The sequence below is a fragment of the Nostoc sp. genome (assembly GCF_036917315.1).
In the GTDB taxonomy this organism is placed as follows: domain Bacteria; phylum Cyanobacteriota; class Cyanobacteriia; order Cyanobacteriales; family Nostocaceae; genus Nostoc.
In genome coordinates, this window is the sequence record NZ_JBALDR010000013.1 from 1 (window position 1) to 17,236 (window position 17,236).

The following is a 17,236-nucleotide window of genomic DNA, read 5'->3' on the forward strand; positions in this document are numbered from 1 at the left end:
TCCACCTCAGATACTCGTTCATCCACCTTTGAACTGGATGAATCCACCTCAGATACTCGTTCATCCACCTTTGAACTGGATGAATCCACCTCAGAACTCCATTCATCCACCTTTGAACTGGATGAATCCACCTCAGAACTCCGTTTATCCACCTTTGAACTGGATGAATCCGCCTTAAAGACTGGTTTTGTAAAAGTAGACCATCGGTGCGTTAGCCTCCGGCGTAACACACCCTACGAAAATTGTTAGCAAGGATGCAGTTAAAGCTTTGCTGTCAGCTCAGTGCTGGAAAATGAAACTTGTATGATGGTTGTTAAAGTTCCTCTTTCGCAATATTATGAGCGAATTACAGACCCAACTAGCAAGCGATACCTGGATAACAGCAACTTGGGATGAATATATCCAAATAATTGAAAATCCTGACTACGAAAAAGCCAAGGGCTACTACCACAATGGACAGATGAGGATTGAAATCTACGCACTCGGCCATGACCACGCCTGCGACAACACAATTATTGCCTTTGCTGTTAACCTTTTTTGCACAATCAAAGGCATCCCTGCCAAAGGCTTAACTAATTGTACATATCGGAAAACAGGCTTCAAGGAAGCTCAACCTGATGTGTCTTACTATATTGGTGAAAATGCTGATGTCATTCCCTACGGTACTTCTATCATCAGGTTAGATATCTATCCAGCACCAGATTTAGTTATTGAAGTGGCTAATACCTCACTTGCTGACGATCAAGGTGAAAAACGACTTTTATACGAAGATTTAGGAGTGAAAGAATACTGGATTTTAAATGTCCAGAATGTCCAAGTTATGGCTTTTGCTATTGAAAACCAAGGTAGTAGGCGGATTACAGAATCTCAGGTATTACCAGGATTAGCTATTTCTTTATTAAACGATGCATTACGCCGAACTCGTCAAATAAATCAAAGTCAAGTTGGTGCTTGGTTGTTAACCCAATTTCAGCAATAATTACAAACTGCTTTGCGGTAGAGAATGGGGAGTAGGGAAAAAGCAAAGGATACAGAGCAACTAAAGCGCGATCGCACTATAGCAATCCTATCTGATTTGTGAGAATTGCCCGCCGTAGATTCCCACCTTCTCAAAAAAGTCGGGGATCTTGTTTCTCACAAATAGTTCAGAATTGCACTAATATGCTGTGGCTAAAGTCACCCTTTCAGGTGAAGACATACAGAAATACTAATGCCTAGTATGAAGGAAGATTAAGCAACTGTGAAGCTTATTATGCGTCTAGTTGTTAATTGACTCATAAAAATTTAATCCCAAAGCTTTAACAACTCCGTATTCTCCACTTGTCCTCTAACTAAAAAATATTCTTATACCGCAAGATTTACAGGCTTCTATAATATGGCTACGCACATAGAAATTCCAGTTATTGGCAAAGTTAAGTATCCATTGCGCTGGCTGATAGGGCTAATGGCGGGGAGTGCTTTGGTTGTGGGTACTATAACAACTTACACTTTAGTAAATCAAGGGACAAATAAAGAAGATATTGCTCAACTAACTGTGCCAGTTGCAGCCCAAACCGTCACCTTGCGGATTACAGCTAGTGGCAAAGTCGTACCAGTTCAGAGCGTAAATATTAGTCCGAAGAACCCTGGAGTGCTGTCGCGATTATATGTCGAACAAGGCGATCGCATTCAACAAGGGCAAATTCTCGCCCGCATGGATAGCGCCGGTATTGAGGCTCAAAGGAGCCAGTATCGTGCCAACTTAGCCCAAAGTCAAGCACAGCTAGCCCAAGCCCTCGCTGGTAGTCGTCCTCAAGAAATCACTCAAGCTAAGGCGCGATTAGCACAATCTCAAGCTCAATTAGCCGCAGCTAAAGCTGGTAATCGTCCCCAAGAGATTGCTCAATCTCAATCTCAAGTAGATGCGGCTCAAGCAAGGGTGAATTACACCAACGAACAGGTAAAGCGTTACGAATATCTATATAAAGAAGGAGCAGAGAAAAAACAATTACTCGATCAAGCCATCAGCGACGACAAAAGTGCTAGAGCCAATTTAGAAGAAGCAAAAAAACGATTTTCTTTAGTCCAAAGTGGGACTCGGAGTGAGGAAATTGACCAACGCCAAGCTGCTGTTAACGAAGCACGGGCAGCATTGGTACTGTTAGAAGATGGAACCCGTTCTGAAGAAATTGTTCAGCGTCAAGCCGCTGTTGCATCCGCTGAGGCTCAGTTAAAGGGCGTACAAGTACAGTTGGAAGATACTATTATTCGCGCTCCTCTGTCGGGAATTGTTACCCAAAAGTATGCCGAACCAGGCGCGTTCGTCACACCCACAACTTCTGCTTCTACTAGTGCGTCGGCAACTTCCAGTTCAATTGTCGCCGTAGCACGCGGTTTAGAAATATTAGCTCAAGTTCCCGAAGCCGATCTTGGCAGAATAAAACAGGGACAGCAGGTGGAAATTGTCGCCGATGCCTATCCCGATCGAGTTTTTAAAGGTCATGTACGCCTGATTGCTCCCGAAGCCGTGGTAGAACAAGGTGTGACATCCTTCCAGGTGCGGGTTGCTCTCGATACTGGCATAGATAAACTGCGTTCTGGCTTAAATGTGGATCTGACTTTTTTAGGCGATCGCGTTAATAATGCCTTGGTATTACCAACGGTGTCAATCGTCACCGAAAAGGGTAAAACTGGCGTACTCGTACCAGATGCAAAGAATAAACCCCAGTTCCGCGAAGTTACAGTTGGGGCACAAATTCAAGACCAAACTCAGATTTTAGGGGGAGTTAAAGAAGGCGATCGCATTTTTGTTAACCCACCCAAAGACTACAAAATCGAAAAGGCTAAAGAACAAAATAATTCGTAATTTGTAATTTAAGATATGAATTTCCTCGAAAGCATGAACATGGCGGGGAAAACCCTGCTGTCAAATAAACTGCGTAGCGCCCTCACGATGTTGGGTATAGTTATTGGCAACGCTTCGGTGATTGCCATGATTGGCATTGGCGAAGGTGGGCAGAAGTATGTGAATAAACAGTTGCAGTCATTAGGGCCAAATGTGCTATTTGTACTGCCAGGTAATCGAGAAACTCAGCGGATCTCCTTTGAAGTGCCAAAAACTCTGGTGTTGCAAGATGCGGATGCGATCGCCTCTCAAGTACCGACAGTAGTAGGAGTTGCACCAGAGTTAAATAGAAGACAGGTAATTACATACCGCAACAGAAATACCGATGTCAATATTATTGGCACAACTCCGAGTTTTCTATCTGTGCGGGATTTTGAAACTGATAAAGGCAGGTTTTTCTCTGAAATAGACATCAAGCGAAGTAACCAAGTGGTGGTGCTAGGTGGAGACTTGGCAGAAAAACTATTCGGTAATAGTAACCCTGTAGGACAGCAATTGCGAGTTGGAAATACCAGCTTTCAAGTGATTGGAACGTTAACAGCTAAAGGTTCCAGCGTGGGAGCAGATTATGATGATGCTGCCTTAATCCCAATCACCACATCAGCAAACCGACTGGTGGGCAAAAATTCTCCTTATGGTATTGCCTTAGATTATCTCGTTGCTGCCGCTCGTGATTCCGATAGCGTGGATGCAGCAGAATTTCAAATTACTAATTTGCTGCGTCTAAGACACAAAATTAATGGTGAAGATGACTTTACTCTTCGCACTCAGAAAGATGCTTTGCAAACTGTCGGTCAAATTACAGGTGCATTGACAATTATGCTAGCTGCGATCGCAGGTATATCTCTGTTTGTCGGTGGCATTGGCATCATGAATATTATGCTAGTCTCCGTCACCGAACGCACCCAAGAAATCGGATTGCGAAAAGCGATCGGGGCAACTGAGCAAGATATTTTGCTACAGTTCATCATTGAAGCAGTGATTGTTTCCGCAGCCGGCGGCTTAGTTGGGACTGCGGTTGGTATCAGTGGCATCCTATTAGTGGGAGCCTTGACTCCTTTGGAGGCGAGTCTTTCTCCTGTAGCGATTACTATGGCAGTTGGTGTCTCTGGGGCTATTGGTTTATTCTTTGGCGTTGTTCCTGCACGTCGAGCTGCTAAACTCGACCCGATTGTGGCTTTGAGAAGTGCTTAGATAAATCATCACAAAGACGCGATAAATCGCCGTCTCTACAATAATCAGTCGTTTTGTAGAGACGGCGATTCATCGCGTCTCTTACCTTAACCGAACAGTATTGATATGAGTCCTATAGTTGAGCGATCCATAAAGGCTTCGATGCGCGATCGCTACAATCCACTGAAGTAATTTTGCTGAAAAACGGGAAGACTATGGTTAATCCCACATGGGGAAATTTCTATAAAAATCCTGAACAGCAAAATGCTCAAAAAATCTCTACTTAACTGTTTAATTTTACCTTTTTCTCTAGTGCCCTGGCTCTGCGTTGGAACGCTTTTTGATTCCCAAGCCAATGCTTTACCAGGACAAAGTACAGAAGAGGTAGGCACTTGGATTAAAGCACATCCGACACTCCGCCCCAGGAGAGGGGAGAAATTATTTGTGCAAAAGACTGATACTGCTGCCCAAAGATTTACTTTTCAAGCCTCGGTATTGCCTCCTGGTAGAGTGGAGTTTTCCAAAGACCGCGGCACAATTCGGACTGAGCGCATTACTATGTATGATGCTATTAACGGCATGACATTTACGCGTCTCCAAGAATCCCTGCGGGTAATTTATGGCTTGGAGATTTATCAAGACTACGATCGCGCCCAAGTCGTGTATCAATATCCCAACCAGAAGGTAGTTAATTCCGCGCGTCTGGCCAAAACTCCGATTCGGGAAGCCTTAAAGGGAGAATTACGAGTAGGCGATCGCTATGTATATTGGGTGGAAGTTGCCCAACCCAAGAATGGCAAAGCTTTTACCGGTCAAATGACGGTTTTGCTCAAAACCGATCTAGACAAGTTAGAAAATGAACTGCAAATTCGTTAATAGGCATCTGAGTGCTGAGTGCTGAGTTCTGAGTTCTGAGTTAAAAGTGAAGTAAGGAATTATTTTCCTTATCCCCCTGCTCCCCTGCTCCCCTGCTCCCCTGCTCCCCTGCTCCCCTGCTCCCCTGCTCCCCTGCTCCCCTGCTCCCTCATCTCTTCCCCAACTCCATCGGAGCTAAGGTTTGCCATATACCCGAAAAAATACTTTCAGCTGCTAAGGAAATTCGTAGTAAATCTTCTTTGAGTAGTGGTGGCCAATCAACCCCGGCTTTACGTCCTGCACCAAATAGCTGTTGCGCCTTAATGCTTAATTGATAAAGGGCCAAAGCCAGTTCTCGGTCTAGGCTCTTTGCATCTTTGAGGGCTTCAAACACCACTTTCAATGCCAACAAAATCGAAGTGATCTGACCGGGTACCGGCGGTTTGCCCTGTTTCATACGCGTTAACAGTGCATCTGGGTTTTCCTCGGTTGTGATTGTCTGATCTATGAGGAGTTTCCTAGCTGTTTCGTAATTCATGTAGTCAGTTTAGCGCACATTTTGCTTCAGCAGTAATACTTAATTAAAAAGTCATAAAATAGCTTTCTAGTTATTTATAGCAATCTCTGATGATTTGTGAAATGATAGGCGTGGGGAAAATGATGAGGAATTGGCGATGCTCTAGGTTAACCAGATAGACTGAATATAATATCTTTGAAAAATACACCTTACTAGGAATCAAAAGTAAAATGATCTCACCGAATTTACTAGAAATTGAACGCTCTATCCTTGCCTTGTCTGTAGAAGAACAACTTTGGCTGTTAGAAAGTATTGTTCGGCAAATCCGAGAAAGTGAGTATGTAAAAGATAAATTTACTGATACTAAAAATTTAGATGAACAACTGCAAATAACCGCTACACTGCCAAATATTCAAACACAAATTTCTACTATAAATGATGAATTTGCAATTTCTGAAATCCTTTGATATGTACGAATAAACATTATGAAATTGCCAGCCCTAAGAAATTAAATATACAAGTTATTAGTGAGCGTAGGCGCAGCCCGCCGTAGGCATCGCAGTCTCTAAATTAATCATTTACATTGCAAAAGCAGTTTTATTCAGTAATAAAAACAAGTTTTTGCGTAATTTAGATTGCCAAACTGTTTTCGTTTACACGGGGATGTGGCGATCGCAAATCCCTTTTAATTTTGTTTCATCTATCTTTACGATTCAACCCCATTATGGTATATCACTGTGGTAAATACGCTCTGATGATGTTGCTAATTATCAGTCAATAGGGACAATCTCGCAAAAACAAATTTTAAGGGTGCTTATTACATTGTTTGAAGTTATGTAGCCTTTTGATTACGGCCTATCAACCACTGCGGTAGACTATGCGTTGATTATGATTCTTTCGCAGAGAAGAACACTCGAAAGGAGCCGTTTATTCAATGTCTCATTCCGTAAAAATCTACGATACCTGCATTGGCTGCACCCAATGCGTCCGCGCTTGCCCTACTGATGTACTTGAGATGGTTCCTTGGGATGGCTGTAAAGCTGCTCAAATTGCCTCTTCACCCCGTACAGAAGACTGCGTGGGCTGTAAGCGTTGCGAAACCGCTTGTCCCACCGACTTTTTGAGCATCCGGGTTTACCTGGGCGCTGAAACAACTCGCAGTATGGGTCTAGCTTACTAAAAAGCTGAGTGCTGATCGGAGTGCTGAGTGCTGAGTGCCGAGATAAAAAGAAGTAAATCAGAAATACAATTTTTTGGTTCTTCACTCGGAACTCGGAACTCGGCACTCAAGACTTTTAAGTGTCTCAATAGCAAGCACCTTTACGATCGTAAAGTGGACATTGCCCGCCTTACAAAATCGCAATTTTAGATTGGGGATATAATCTCTGGGTATCTAAATCCTAGAAGCCGTATTTGTACCGTCAGGTCAAAAGCTGACGGGGAATCCGCTGTAAAAAAACCTAAAATCTATAACAATACCTAGTGGTAGAGGGAGTATTTTACTCCCTTTTTTCTTTGCAAAACGTCCACTTTATGCTACCTACTATACTGGATTTAATCATCCTGAAAAAAAAGTGGCGTGAAGAATGTGCGGAATTGTTGGATATATAGGCACTCAAGCGGCGACAGACATTTTACTAGCTGGACTGGAGAAACTAGAGTACAGGGGCTACGATTCGGCTGGAATCGCCACTGTTTGGGAAGGTGAGGTAAATTGTGTGCGGGCAAAGGGAAAACTCCATAACCTGCGTTCTAAACTGGAACAAATAGAAACTCCTGCCCAAATTGGTATTGGTCATACACGCTGGGCAACTCATGGTAAACCAGAAGAGTATAATGCCCATCCCCATTTGGATACAGCAAAACGAGTCGCGGTGGTGCAAAATGGCATTATTGAAAACTACCGCGAGTTACGCGAAGAACTCAAAGCCAAAGGACACATATTTCTTTCTGAAACCGATACAGAAGTAATTCCCCATTTAATAGCCGAATTTTTAAAGAATCTTCCTCCCTCATCTTCCTCATCTCCCTTCCTAGAAGCAATTCGCCAAGCTGTTAACCACCTAAAAGGGGCATTTGCGATCGCAGTTATTTCTGCTGACTACCCCGATGAATTGATTGTTGTTCGCCAACAAGCACCCTTGGTAATTGGTTTTGGGCAAGGGGAGTTATTTTGTGCCTCTGACACGCCAGCGATCGTTGCCTACACCCGTGCCGTACTACCTCTGGAAAATGGCGAAATTGCCCGCCTCACACCTTTGGGCGCTGAGATTTACAATTTTGCTGGCGACAGACTGAAAAAACAACCCCGACTGCTCAACTTCAATCCGGCAATGGTTGAAAAGCAGGGATTCAAACACTTCATGCTCAAAGAAATCCATGAGCAACCAGGAGTAGTAAGAGCTAGTTTAGACGCTTACTTTAATCCAACCGAATCTACCGAATCGCCAATCAATCTTGGTTTACCTGCGGATTTATACACTGATTTAGAACAAATCCAGATCCTCGCCTGTGGTACCAGTTGGCACGCAGCATTAATCGGAAAATATTTACTCGAACAATTAGCAGGAATTTCAACTCAAGTACATTATGCTTCTGAGTATCGTTATGCACCATCACCCGTGACGGCTAACACATTAATCGTTGGTGTTACCCAATCAGGTGAAACAGCCGATACTCTAGCAGCTTTGACGATGGAAAAAGAACGTCGCCAAGGGAAAGAAGCTAAATATCAAGCGCGACTACTGGGCATTACCAATCGCCCAGAAAGCAGCCTTGGTCATCTGGTGCCGCATATTATTAGTACCCTAGCGGGAATTGAAATTGGGGTAGCAGCGACGAAAACTTTTACCGCTCAACTGATGGCGTTTTATGCTTTGGCATTGGATTTAGCGGCTCGTCGTCAGACAGTTTCAAAAGATACATTAGATCAAATTATTAATGGGTTGCGGCAGATTCCCAAAGAAATTGAGGCAACTTTAGAAAGTCAGGAACGTTTAACCGAACAGTTAGCCCACGAATTCGCCGAAACCCAAGATTTCATTTTTATAGGAAGAGGAATTAACTTCCCCATTGCTTTAGAAGGGGCGTTGAAATTAAAAGAAATCAGCTATATTCACGCCGAAGGGTATCCAGCTGGAGAAATGAAACACGGCCCGATCGCACTTTTAGATGCGAAAGTACCAGTAGTTGCGATCGCAATCCCTGGTAGTGTGTACGAAAAAGTTATTTCTAATGCCCAGGAAGCCAAAGCCAGAGATTCTCGCTTAATTGGCGTGACTCCCGTCAACGATGGCGAAGCTGCGGAAATCTTTAACGATCTTCTTCCCGTCTCTCATGTAGAAGAATTGCTTTCTCCGATTCTGACAGTAGTTCCCCTGCAATTATTGGCTTATCACATCGCTGCCCGTCGAGGTTTAGATGTCGATCAGCCTCGTAACCTTGCTAAAAGTGTTACCGTGGAATAGTATAATTTTATACGCAAAATTAATTGTGTGGAGGAATAATTCGGTTGAACAATTAATAACTCGGCTAAACAATTAATAATTCGGTTAAACAATAACCCTTTACAGAGTACGCTTGTATTAAGAAGATATGCGATCGCTCTCAGGGGTTATTTTTATGGTTAGAGGCAGAGGAGAATGGACGCAAGCCAAATTTGAGCGCTATAGAAAAGAAGGTCGTGGGCGGGGGAGTGGTAAAGACTATAAGCCCTGGATTACAATCCAAGATTTTCCCTCGAAAGGTCGGTCGTCTAGGACTCCTGGCTGGAAAAGCAACCGAGTACATCATTTCTTGTCAGACCAAGAAAAACGATTATTTTATTTATTTGAGTGGTCAGATGTCGTCACAGATACAAGAGAGCAATTCCCTTTAGACGACCTTGACCTAGCGATGAGTATTGCTACGGAGATGGGTATAAAGTATCCTGTAGACCTACAAAGTGGTACTCCTTATGTCTTAACAACTGATTTCATGCTTACAGTAAATCAGAATGGAAAGCAGGTTCAGATTGCCCGAACAGTTAAGCAATCAACAGAGCTAGAGAAAAAGCGAGTAATTGAAAAATTGGAATTAGAGAGGCGGTACTACTTAGCAAAAAGCATAGACTGGGGAATTGTTACAGAAAATGAAATTCCAAGGCTATTAGCGGAAAATGTTGAGTGGATTCATTCTGCCTATAATTTAGAAGCAAATTCTGAAATGGATATTCCCCAATTGCATGAGCTAGGAACTATTTTAAAATCCAAGCTTCAGGAACACGATACGGCAATAAATAGAGTAACTACCGCTCTAGATAAAGAAATGAATATCAAGTCTGGTACATCACTTTACATGTTTAAGCATTTAATTGCCGCAAAAAAAATCATTATAAATATGTTGGAGACAAAAATATCTGCTTGTCCTTCCAGCAAAGTTATCGAAAAAATTATATTTTAGAAATATTATTTGATACGTAAGATGCATGAAGATTTATTTATCAATGACCTTATCGAGTGGGAATCAGATGGAAATAGTCAACTGATCGAAAGAATTATTTGGATCGACGAAGGTTATGTTATTGCCTTTGTTCTTGATATTAATTCTAAAAAAGGTTTGCCAGAACCGAAGAAAGTATCTGAAATTTTAGAAGCTATGTCTGAAGGTCTTGCATTTAAGCAGAAACAAGACCCTTGGGCAAGAATAATTCGTGAGGAAAATTTAACAGATAGAGATAAAGAGTATAGAGATAAAGCTTGGGAAATAATTTCATCTTTAGTTGTGCAGGAACCTTCAATATATTATAGGAATATTCGAGGTTCTCTGGTAAAGCAAGTTATTAAAAAGTATAACGAAGGAAGAGAAAAAGATAAATTAGTAGAAAAAACTGTTTATGGATACATGAGACGATTTTGGCAAAGGGGGAAAACCAAAAATGCTTTGATACCTGATTTTATCAATTCATCAGGTAAGGGTAAAATTAGAGGGGATTCAAGCAAAAAGAGAGGAAGACCTAAAAAATATTCATACGATCCAGAAATAGGTGAAGGGGTCAATGTCACGGAAGAGGATAGGAAAATCTTTAGAATAGCTATTAGCAGATTTTACAATAATCCAAAGGAAAACTATTTCACAACTGCCTACGAGTTAATGGTAAAGGAGTTTTATAAAGAAGGAATCAGATATGACGATAATGGTGTTAGAAAATCTATTCTAACTCCGACTGAGAAAATACCTACAATTACCCAATTCAAATATTGGTATCAAATTGAGCAATATGATGTAACAAAAACTTTGACATCTCGAATAGGAGCGAAGAAATTTGCTCTGGAAAACAGAGCTATTTTGGGAACCTCTAAGATGGAAACTATTGGCCCCGGTTCTCGATATCAAATTGATGCTACAGTCGGAGATGTATATTTAGTTTCTAAATACAATCGTAACTGGATAATTGGCAGACCAGTTATATACGTAATTATTGATGTTTTTAGTCGAATGATAACGGGTTTTTATGTCGGTTTAGAGGGGCCATCTTGGATAGGAGCAATGATGGCTTTAACTAATGTAGCCGCAGATAAAGTCATGCTTTGTCAGGAATATAACATTGATATTGCTGAAGAACAATGGTCTTGTAATCAAATGCCAGATGCAATTTTAGGAGACAGGGGAGAATTGGCAGGAATGGCTGTAGAGCCATTAATCCCTAATCTTTATGTTCGTATCGAAAATGCAGCTTCTTACCGAGCAGATTGGAAGGGTTTAGTCGAAAGGCACTTTCGTATTATTCATGAGTATGTAAAGCCTTTCTTACCTGGTTATGTGGATACAGATTTTAGACAAAGAGGCGCAAGAGATTATCGACTAGATAGTAAACTCGATATAGACCAATTTGCTGAAATTATTATTCGTTTAATTATTTTCCATAATAATAAACCTCTTAATGAATATGAGAGGGATGAAGCGATGATTGCTGATGATGTACCTCCTATCCCTAGAGAGTTATGGAAGTGGGGTATCGCTAATCGCTCTGGTAGACTTAGAAGCTTTCCTGAAGATATTGTCAAATTAAATCTAATGCCAACTGAAAAAGCCACCATCACTGCTAAAGGCATTAAACTCAGAGGCAAGGATATGTACTATAGCTGCGATCAAGCACAAAAGGAACAATGGTTTGAAAAAGCTAGAAGCAATATGCTCTCTAAATCAGAGAAATCGTTAATAGTTTCCTATGATATTAGGAACCCTAATTTTATTTACCTCCCATTAGAGGATGGTAGAAATTTTGAAAAGTGTTATCTTATTGACCCAGAAGGTAGATACATTAACAAAAACTTTTATGATATTGAGTATATGCTTGCTTACGAAGAATTACAACAGCAGAAAGCTCAAGGCAAAACACTACAAGAAAAAGTTGATTTAATAGCAGATATAGAACATATAGTTAGTAAAGCAGAAAACATGACTGAGGCGGCTCAGGATGAACCATTAAGTAAGAGCAAAAAAGTTGCTGGTATTAGAGAAAATAGGGCTTTTGAAAAGGCTAAACGACGTGAAAATGAGGGATTTGAGCTAGCAAAAACAGAAACTCCAACTAGCACGGAAGCTGTAGAGACGAACAATGAAAGCTTAAAACCACCCAAATCGTTGCGACCTAATCATCTTGATATTCTTAAGCAGAAACGACTGGAGCGTAAACGTGGACGGAAAGAATGAGCGTGAATGGGTTGAAATTCCAAATGGTGATTGGGCTGCTATTGCTAAATATAGTGACCATAAGTTAGCTGAATATAATATTAATCCCCTAGTTCAGGCATTACCTCCTATCCTTTCAAGAGATGAGTTTGTTGAAAGAGTGACAGAAGTGCCTGATTATGATTCTGTAGAGACGGAGCTAGAGCCACAGTATAGATTTCATTGCATTGAACGATTATCGAGATATTTTGATCCACAGAACAAGACAATCGAGCTACAGAAGGTAATTGCTGTGTTAATTATGCAAGGCTATATAGCTCGAAATATTTTGAAGCCAGAATATACACGTAGGTCAAGGCAAATCTATGATGCTATAAAAGATGGCGGCGGTAAAACATTGGAAAATTATGTTTATGTTCCTACCTCTGCATCAGGGCTGACACTGATTGGTCCATCAGGAATGGGCAAGTCAACTAATCTGCTGAATATTTTGTCTTTATACCCGCAGGTCATTCTTCATCCAGAATATACTACTTTCCAAATTGTTTGGCTGAAAGTTGATTGTCCCCGCTCTTTGAAAGGTTTGTGTACTGATATTTTTCTTGCTGTTGACAGGCTTCTTGGAACTAGCTACTTCAAGAAATTTGGTTCTAGAGGTAATTCAGAAGACTATATGTTAGCTCAAGTTGCCCAAATTGCTCATACCCATCACTTAGGAGTTTTGGTTATAGATGAAATGCAAAATTTGGTGAACGCAAGAAGGAATAGAGATGATTTATTAAATTTTTTAGTCAAAATGGATAACACTATCGGAGTTCCAGTAATTCGAGTGGGAACAAACGAGGCTTTTCCAATTTTACAAGGTAATTTTCGGAATGCTAGAAGAGGAACAGGGCAAGGAAGTGTCATTTGGGAGAGAATGCTTCAAGATGATGACTGGGATTTCTTCCTCACGGGAATATGGGAGTATCAGTGGACAAAAACTCCTGTTGATTTTTCTGATGAAATTAACGAAGCTTTCTACTACGAGTGTCAAGGAATTATTGATATTGCTATCAAGCTCTATAAAATGATTCAATGGAGGGCAATTTCGCTCGGAGGTGATGAGAAAATTACTGTTGACCTAATTCACCAATCAGCGAAAGACGGACTATATTTAGTCAAACCAATGCTGGATGCTATAAGGTCAGGAGATCAGGATTGGATGATTAAATACAAAGATATTGCTCCCATTGATGCTATAGAATACAAAAACAAGTGTTTGTCTGAGCTTGAATCTAGGGACTTAGAAGAAGTTCGCAGATTAGCACGTAAGCAGCAAAACAGGGGAAATCAATCAGTAAAGCTACGTCATATTATTGTTGAACTTGTGAAGTTAGATGTAGAGCCTTCTGTAGCTAAAGAGTGTGCTGAAAAAGTTCTTGCAATTAATGAAGATAATGCAGATATTCCTTCGTTGGTAAAAGAAGCATATATTTCTGCTTTGCAAGGCGAGCCAGTTAAGAAAGGCACTGCAAAGACGAACATACGCAAAACAAAGCCAAAATATCAGAGTAATGATATTCGGCAAATTGTCGAAAATGCCAAGAATAAAAAAATTCCTGCTTATCAAGACTTAAAAGCAGCAGATATAATTAAAAATCCACTTCAAGACTTTATCAATATTGAGTAGGCTTATGCTCAGTTTTTTTCCACAACTTTATCCTGATGAGCTTTTGTATAGTGGTTTAGCTCGGTATCATATCAGGAGTGGTAACACAAGCTTCAGGCAAACAGAAATAGAGCTATTTGGATATTATTCTCAACAAATATGTAGAGTTATTTTACCTAGTAACTTAAATTATCTAGTTAATAACTTACCCTTGCGTTCAAAGCAGACTGTAGAAAATATAATTCAAAATCATAGTTTATACCCTTTTTATGCGACTTTTCTAATTCCACAGGAAGCTTGGGTAGTAAGAGAGTCAATGAAGAAAAAACTAAATGGCTCTATCTTAGAGATGGCTAAAGTAGCTTTTAATTCTACCGATAGAGCAAAAAAGTTTCTCAAGTTTTGTCCTATATGTATGGAAGAAGATACGCAAAAATTTGGAGAAGGTTACTGGCATCGGTTTCACCAAATTCCTGGTGTAATGGTTTGCTCTGTTCATAATTCAGCTCTATATGATAGCTCAGTTATTGTCGAAACGCGAAACACACACTATCATGCTGCAAGTCCAGATAATTGTATTCTCAATACGGACACAATAAATTATACAGAAGGAACTTTACGAAACTTAATAGTGTTAGCCAGGGAAGTTGAGTGGCTAATTAGTAATAATATGGATTTTAAAGGTTTAGCTTGGCTTCGCAGCCAATATAAGCATTATTTAGTTAATAAAAAATTAATCACACTTTTTCCAGGTAGTAAATTTATATTTAAAGAGAAAGATTTTTCTAAATCTATCTTTAACTTTTATGGACAAGACTTTTTTGAAACTATTAATCAAAATTGTATTAAAAATCCCGATAAATATTTTTCTAATTGCCTGCTAGCCTGTGATATAAACCCAGTCATTGACCGAATCATACATATTCTAATTATAAATTTTCTAGCTAACTCTCTAGAAAATTTTTTTAGGTAAATATTAGTTGGCAGGTTTATAGTTAAAACCATTTTTATTACAAAATATTATTATTGTTAATTTCGCTTAATAAAAACTTATATATAAAACTATCAGGTATTCTAAGGTAATAAGAATGAGTAGCCTAAGATTTTGTGTGTTTGGTTCAACAAGATATGGTGAAAGAGATGAGTAGCTATTTTAGCTTACCTACCCAAACCCCCATAACAGAAACTTTAACCAAAATCTACCCAAAAGAAACTTTAACGCCTAAGTTACCCTGGGTTGAATTACGTTTTAGCATCATTGGTCAGACTATACCTGTGGATCACGGTTATGGGTTGTATTCTGCGATCGCTCATTTTCAATCCCAAGTTCACGACATAGATACATTGGGTATTCACACTATTGCAGGTATTCCCAGCGAGGATGGTCAGATTCATCTGACTGATAATTCTAGGCTTCATATTCGCCTACCTGTGGACAAAATAAGTCTAATCTATCCGTTAGCAGGTAAGTCGCTGAAAATTGGCAAGCATAAAATTCGCTTGGGGATTCCTGAAATTTATTTGCTTGAGCCTGCTGAGAGATTGCGATCGCGTATAGTGATTATCCAGCGTTATCAAGAACCGGAGTCATTTTTAGCAGCAGCACAGCGTCAGTTAGAACAACTGGATATTCAGGGAAAAGCCTTTATTACCAAAAATACTGATGGTAGCCCAAAACGTAGAACTATTAAAATCAAGCGCTTTACGGTTGTGGGTTTTGGGTTAGAAATCATTAATCTCAGCGATGAAGATTCGCTAACATTGCTGAGATATGGCATTGGGGGAAAGCACAAGATGGGCTGTGGCATTTTTGTGCCTGTGAAGAGAAAGGGAAACGCAAGTTAAAGCTGGTTTTGGCCCCAATACCCCAATATAGGTTTGAGAGTATTTCCCAGAAATAAATAAGATGTCCCTAGTAGCTAGTGTTGTCAACCCCAAAATTCAGTTAAATTTGGGCGATCCAAGCATAACTTGGATACATCGTGCTGGCATAGCAGGGCTGTGGATGACGCTCAAGCAACTAGAAAAACTATACCCAATACCTGCGGAACGACCTGGTAATTTAACTTGGTTGCTGACTCCTCGCAGTATTAGCCTTGAATGGCAAGGGCAGGATTTCGTAGTTTTAGACTGGCTGCTAAAGCAATCTTTTCAGATTAATGAAGAAGGTCTAATTTCGCTGACAGGCTTAAATACGCATTCAATGAATATTGAAACCCAAATTAATATTCACTTGGGAATAACAGGAACGTTTCTCCAACATAACCAGGTTTTTAAATTTGACGGGGGTAAATCCTGGTCATTAATAGTTGATGGTATAGAAATCGATGTCGAGTATAAGAAAGCAGTTTCCTATGCTCATCAAGATTTTGCCAAACAACTCTGTGATAAACAAGGCCAATTATTTGGACAATCAATTGGTGTAGCAGGGTGGCTATATCCGGGGTCTGTAGTTCGTCATGTTGCTTTTACAAAAAAAACTAAGTTTGAAGAGAAACCACAATTGGCTTTTGCTCTTTTATATGCTCCTGTTGCTTGCCACTACTTTGTTTTGCGATCGCATACCAAACTGGAACATACACAATATGCCCTAGTTATACCTGAAGTGGTTGACTTAGAAATTTATGCCCAGAAATACTGGAATTTGGGAAACTTAGATTACAAGTATTTCAATGTATCTAGCTTAGGAGATGCTGCATTAAGATACCTTACTTACGAAACCATTATGGAATTGGCTATACCCGATCAAGTAAAACGATGCCAAGTAATATTATTTGGAACGGTAGTTTGGTCAAAGCAGCAAAAAACTCGCATAGAAATAGCAGTGGTAGAAGCGACTGAAATAATAGATTTTATCTATAAGCTTAGTCGGATTTCTTTTCCAGAGTACCAAATTGTTAAGTATAAAAATAAAAATTTTATCATTTGCAATCTGTTTAGGGGAACAATTGCCAATAACTTAGTAAAAGACTTTCCTTGGTGGGCTAATTTATATAAAATTTTTAAACATGAAAGTTTATTGAAACTCATTACTAATGATGGAGTTTATAAGATGATTCAAAACTCTGAATGGAATTTAGAAAGTCAAAAGCTATTTATTAAAGCTTGTCATGAGGCATTGAAGAAAATATACGCTAAAATTTATGGGCGAGCAAATGAAGGTCAATATGCTCAAATTGAACGAGAAAACACACGTATTTTATCGCAACTAGGACGTTGTACAAATGCTGAAAACTTTAGGAAATTCATTGCGGAGTTTTGGGGAAGAGCAGGTCAACTTTCCATTCTAGAAAAACATTGGGAAGAGTTACTGCCATTAACTTCTGGGATAATGGATTGGAAAGTTGCCAGAGATTTAACTTTTATTGCTCTTGCTAGTTATCCAAAAAGCAATATGGTTGAGAAACAAATATTGGAAATTTCTGATTCTAATAGTGAATAATTACACATCTTTTTGCTTAATAAAACACAAAATATGAATTTA

At 39.9% G+C, this 17,236-nt stretch carries 15 protein-coding genes; 14 read left to right on the forward strand and 1 reads right to left on the reverse strand.

The window, feature by feature from the left end:
* From V7K84_RS06360 to V7K84_RS06380, 5 genes are all read left to right on the forward strand, one after another.
* Positions 1 to 249, forward strand: a 249-nt coding sequence (locus tag V7K84_RS06360; RefSeq protein WP_334836975.1) for a hypothetical protein, incomplete at its 5' end; no start/stop codon positions are given.
* A gap of 88 nt (positions 250 to 337) precedes the next feature.
* Positions 338 to 979 (forward strand): Uma2 family endonuclease, encoded by a 642-nt coding sequence (locus tag V7K84_RS06365; RefSeq protein WP_334836976.1) that lies wholly within the window; start codon positions 338 to 340, stop codon positions 977 to 979.
* A 396-nt stretch (positions 980 to 1,375) separates the two neighbouring features.
* Positions 1,376 to 2,845 (forward strand): efflux RND transporter periplasmic adaptor subunit, encoded by a 1,470-nt coding sequence (locus V7K84_RS06370; protein WP_334836977.1) that lies wholly within the window; start codon positions 1,376 to 1,378, stop codon positions 2,843 to 2,845.
* Positions 2,846 to 2,860: 15 nt separating this feature from the next.
* Complete coding sequence (locus V7K84_RS06375) at positions 2,861 to 4,078, forward strand: ABC transporter permease (protein ID WP_334836978.1); 1,218 nt, start codon at positions 2,861 to 2,863, stop codon at positions 4,076 to 4,078.
* Between the two features lie 243 nt (positions 4,079 to 4,321).
* The gene (locus V7K84_RS06380) at positions 4,322 to 4,933 is read left to right on the forward strand and encodes a hypothetical protein (RefSeq protein ID WP_334836979.1); all 612 of its coding nucleotides are present in this window, start codon (positions 4,322 to 4,324) and stop codon (positions 4,931 to 4,933) included.
* Between the two features lie 148 nt (positions 4,934 to 5,081).
* Here the strand turns inward: V7K84_RS06380 and V7K84_RS06385 are convergent, their stop codons facing one another.
* A complete protein-coding gene (locus V7K84_RS06385; RefSeq protein WP_094351640.1) occupies positions 5,082 to 5,450 on the reverse strand; it encodes a Dethiobiotin synthetase in 369 nt (122 codons plus the stop codon).
* A gap of 209 nt (positions 5,451 to 5,659) precedes the next feature.
* Here V7K84_RS06385 and V7K84_RS06390 point away from each other — a divergent pair, with 209 nt between their 5' ends.
* From V7K84_RS06390 to cas8a1, 9 genes are all read left to right on the forward strand, one after another.
* The gene (locus V7K84_RS06390; protein WP_334836980.1) at positions 5,660 to 5,896 is read left to right on the forward strand and encodes a hypothetical protein; all 237 of its coding nucleotides are present in this window, start codon (positions 5,660 to 5,662) and stop codon (positions 5,894 to 5,896) included.
* A 467-nt stretch (positions 5,897 to 6,363) separates the two neighbouring features.
* A complete protein-coding gene (psaC, locus tag V7K84_RS06395) occupies positions 6,364 to 6,609 on the forward strand; it encodes a photosystem I iron-sulfur center protein PsaC (protein WP_015175986.1) in 246 nt (81 codons plus the stop codon).
* A 406-nt stretch (positions 6,610 to 7,015) separates the two neighbouring features.
* Complete coding sequence (gene glmS / locus V7K84_RS06400; protein WP_334836981.1) at positions 7,016 to 8,896, forward strand: glutamine--fructose-6-phosphate transaminase (isomerizing); 1,881 nt, start codon at positions 7,016 to 7,018, stop codon at positions 8,894 to 8,896.
* A 328-nt stretch (positions 8,897 to 9,224) separates the two neighbouring features.
* A complete protein-coding gene (locus tag V7K84_RS06405; protein WP_334836982.1) occupies positions 9,225 to 9,869 on the forward strand; it encodes a TnsA endonuclease C-terminal domain-containing protein in 645 nt (214 codons plus the stop codon).
* A 21-nt stretch (positions 9,870 to 9,890) separates the two neighbouring features.
* Positions 9,891 to 12,122, forward strand: coding sequence for a DNA-binding protein (locus V7K84_RS06410; protein WP_334836983.1), 2,232 nt, complete (start codon positions 9,891 to 9,893; stop codon positions 12,120 to 12,122).
* A complete protein-coding gene (locus V7K84_RS06415; RefSeq protein WP_334836984.1) occupies positions 12,106 to 13,773 on the forward strand; it encodes an ATP-binding protein in 1,668 nt (555 codons plus the stop codon). Before V7K84_RS06410 ends, V7K84_RS06415 begins: the two co-directional genes overlap by 17 nt.
* A 4-nt stretch (positions 13,774 to 13,777) precedes the next feature.
* Positions 13,778 to 14,725 carry a TnsD family Tn7-like transposition protein gene (locus V7K84_RS06420; protein ID WP_334836985.1) on the forward strand — a complete coding sequence of 316 codons (948 nt, stop codon included), beginning with the start codon at positions 13,778 to 13,780 and terminating at the stop codon, positions 14,723 to 14,725.
* A gap of 140 nt (positions 14,726 to 14,865) precedes the next feature.
* On the forward strand, positions 14,866 to 15,597 hold the full coding sequence (gene cas6, locus V7K84_RS06425; RefSeq protein WP_334836986.1) for a type I-MYXAN CRISPR-associated protein Cas6/Cmx6: 732 nt from the start codon (positions 14,866 to 14,868) through the stop codon (positions 15,595 to 15,597).
* Between the two features lie 61 nt (positions 15,598 to 15,658).
* A complete protein-coding gene (gene cas8a1 / locus V7K84_RS06430) occupies positions 15,659 to 17,194 on the forward strand; it encodes a type I-MYXAN CRISPR-associated Cas8a1/Cmx1 (RefSeq protein ID WP_334836987.1) in 1,536 nt (511 codons plus the stop codon).
* Positions 17,195 to 17,236: the final 42 nt, after the last annotated feature.